The following is a 3,139-nucleotide window of genomic DNA, read 5'->3' on the forward strand; positions in this document are numbered from 1 at the left end:
CAGATTCAGTCGCAGACGCCGATGGTGATTGTGCTGGAAGATGGCGAGCGCGTGGAAGGTCAGATCGAATGGTATGACCGCGGAGTTCTGAAGGTGCGCGGCCGGGCGAAGACACTCATCTACAAGTCAGCTATCAAATATATGTTCAAGCTTGCCGAAGTGGGGCAATAGACAACCACATTCAATCCTACCTGGTATAGGCAGCTTTGCGCAGGCGATCGCGGATCGCCTCGCCGACCCCTTCGGCTGGCGGCAGCGGGCAGAGAATTACAGTACAACCCTCGGCATCGAGCGCGCGCAGGCCGGCGTACAGCTTCTCGGCAAGTTCTTCAGGCGAATCCCAACGGCCCCATGCGAACTCTGCTGCTCCCCGCAGCGGCGGCTGGAATCTGGTGCGCGCCAACTCCGCGGGAAGCATTACTCCCAGCCGATCATGGGCGAAGGGACGAGCCGCGTCAACAAGGCGGGCGGGGAGTTCCGCGAGCGAACCCTCGACAACAATCAATCGTGCGCGAGGTGCATAGTGCCGCATGCCGATGCCGGGCGACGGCAGCGCTTCAGGCGGAGCGGCCTTCGGCAGCATTTTTTCCTCGTAGCAAACCACCGGGCCGGCGACTTCGCGGATCTGTTGCGCGGTGATGGCGCCTGGGCGGTAAATCATCATGGGGCTTTGGGTCGGATCGAGAACAGTGGATTCGACACCGTGGCGGGTGGGGCCCGCGTCGACGACTGCGTCGATTTTGCCGTCGAGATCTTCGAGCACATGAGCGGCAGTGGTGGGGCTGATATGGCTGAAGACATTGGCGCTGGGTGCGGCGATGGGAACGCCGGCCTGGCGGATGATCTCGAACGCGACGGGATGCGCGGGCATGCGGATGCCGACCAGAGGACGCCCGGCGGTGACGACGTCGGGAACGGCTGCGGAACGGGGCAGCAGCAGCGTCAGAGGGCCGGGCCAGAATTTCTCCATCAATTCATAGACGACTGGCGGGAACGTGGTGACCAGCGGATCTAGCATCGGGTTGTGGAGGGCCGGGCCGGCGATGTGAACGATGATGGGATCCCACGACGGGCGCTGCTTGGCCTGAAAGATGCGGGCGACGGCAGCGGGATCGAGGGCATTGGCTCCCAGGCCGTAGACGGTTTCAGTGGGCAGGGCGACGAGTCCGCCAACCCGGAGAATCTCTGCTGCCTGAGCGACGGCTGCTTGCGCCTCGTCCGTTTCCATGCGGGCTGGGTTGACAGAGAGGCGCAGGGTCTTCACATACTTATTGTCGCCGTTTGAAGCCGTTGCCGCTACCTGCGTATACTCGCTCATTAACGATGGCTATCGAGACGGAGATCAAGTTCCGGGTTGCGAGTGTGGGTAAGTTGGTGATGCAGCTTCGCGGGGCGGGGTTTCGCCAGCAGACGCCACGCACGTTTGAGAGCAACGTTTTGTATGACACTCCGGACCGGAAGATGCGGGCGCGAACAGAGATTTTGCGCATTCGCAACTATGCGGGCAAATGGATGGTGACGCACAAGCGCCTGCCCGATGTGGGACCCGGCGAGGATGTGCACAAGCATCGCGTAGAGACGGAAACTGAGGTGGGCGACGGCGAGGTGCTGGCGCAGGTTTTTCTGTCGATAGGGCTAGTTGCGGCATTCCGCTATGAAAAGTGGCGCAGCGAGTGGACCGACGACGAGGGGCATTGCGTGATTGACGAGACGCCGATTGGAGATTATGCAGAGCTCGAAGGATCGCCGGATTGGATCGATCGGACCGCAGCCCGCATTGGCGTGAGTCGTGCGGATTACATCACGCTCAGTTATGGGCGGCTCTTTGAGCAGTGGCGCGAGGAACACCACTCAAGCGCGAACGATCTGACCTTTGATGCCGTGGCAGCCGCCGTCGGCAATCCGTAGAATTCCTGACCCTTTGCCAGGGTGCTTTTGCGCGATCGGGGATGGCCTTACTCGACGGGCATCCAGGTCTTATCGGGGTTGTAGTCCGAGATGGCCTCCGCAAGCTTTGCCGTGTCCGGCCCAAGGTCCTTCTCAAACGCCCTGCCATCCTGGTTGATGATGAAGGTCATCACGCCGGAGGTGCGGTACACCGCGGGATAGGCAAGAAACGCGACGCCGCCGCTCAGAACGCCATTCACCTTGTAGTCGCGGGCGCCGCCTCTCGCGGCCGGTCCCTGGCGGGTGAGGAGGCGAAAGACGTAGCCATGGAACGGGGTCGGCTCACCCGCCTTCCGGGTATAGCCTTCGTTCGACGCATCTGCAATCAGCGGCCCGACGGGACTGGGAGGCTCGCTATCGCTGGTCTTCCAGTAGAGCCCGTCATGCTTCCCTTCGGTGCTGAAGACTCTGCTGGCATAGTGTTTCACTTTTTCGTCATCGTGCAGGGTGGAGGCATATTCCTTCTGGGCATCGATCAGCGTTTCGAGGACTTCGATGGCGCCGTTCTCGTTGTTGCCAATGCGCCGATAGAGAATTTCCTGGATTCCGCTCTGAGTGTCGAAATACCATGCTCCGCCCGTGTTCTTCACCAGCGAGATGGGCATGGGCCAGTTGTCGGCTCCGATGTAAAGGGTGGCAGTCTGGTCCGGCTCGATGACGACGCGATGCATCTGCTCGTAGTGGGAGGCGAACTTTTCAATCAAGTTTTTGTCCGCCACTTCGTCGCCGGTATGCAGCACCTTATCCGCGTTCGAGCCGAAGATCGCATTGAGGCTGCTGGAGTCATCGGATTTAGCCGCCTTGTAAAGGGCCAGCGCGGCGTCGCCGGGCGTGGAGAAAGTCTTCTCATTCGCCGCCTGTGCATGGGAACCGGAAGGATAAGCGAGACAGAGCAGGATCAATGCGGCCAGCCACAGCACCACGGCGCCCAAGTGATCGGGCGATGGCCTTTCGTGAAGTTGCAACGTACGTTTCACTGAATTCCTCCTGACTTTTCTCGTTGCGGATACATCCTGGCCATAGCCTGAACCGCCGGGTGCGCGATTCACCAACCCTGGCTCCGTTACCTCTTGGGACGGCCACCGCTGGAACGGTTGGCGCCGCCGCTTTTGGCGCCGCCACCACCACCGCCGCGATTGCCGCCTCCTCCTCCACTGCTACGGGCTTGGGCTGTATTGGCGCTGCTGCGGTT

At 61.1% G+C, this 3,139-nt stretch carries 4 protein-coding genes; 2 read left to right on the forward strand and 2 right to left on the reverse strand.

Annotated elements, in window-relative coordinates; translation table 11 throughout:
- The first annotated feature begins 3 nt into the window (after positions 1–3).
- On the forward strand, positions 4–171 hold the full coding sequence (locus tag WA354_RS25375; protein ID WP_472815823.1) for an RNA chaperone Hfq: 168 nt from the start codon (positions 4–6) through the stop codon (positions 169–171).
- Between the two features lie 16 nt (positions 172–187).
- Here the strand turns inward: WA354_RS25375 and WA354_RS25380 are convergent, their stop codons facing one another.
- The gene (locus WA354_RS25380; RefSeq protein WP_472815824.1) at positions 188–1,228 is read right to left on the reverse strand and encodes an L-threonylcarbamoyladenylate synthase; all 1,041 of its coding nucleotides are present in this window, start codon (positions 1,226–1,228) and stop codon (positions 188–190) included.
- A gap of 95 nt (positions 1,229–1,323) precedes the next feature.
- Here WA354_RS25380 and WA354_RS25385 point away from each other — a divergent pair, with 95 nt between their 5' ends.
- Positions 1,324–1,908 carry a class IV adenylate cyclase gene (locus WA354_RS25385; protein WP_472815821.1) on the forward strand — a complete coding sequence of 195 codons (585 nt, stop codon included), beginning with the start codon at positions 1,324–1,326 and terminating at the stop codon, positions 1,906–1,908.
- Positions 1,909–1,955: 47 nt separating this feature from the next.
- Here the strand turns inward: WA354_RS25385 and WA354_RS25390 are convergent, their stop codons facing one another.
- On the reverse strand, positions 1,956–2,924 hold the full coding sequence (locus WA354_RS25390; RefSeq protein ID WP_472815822.1) for a DUF2950 domain-containing protein: 969 nt from the start codon (positions 2,922–2,924) through the stop codon (positions 1,956–1,958).
- Positions 2,925–3,139: the final 215 nt, after the last annotated feature.

Origin of the sequence: Occallatibacter sp. (assembly GCF_049802275.1) — a bacterium.
Taxonomy (GTDB): Bacteria; Acidobacteriota; Terriglobia; order Terriglobales; family Acidobacteriaceae; genus Telmatobacter.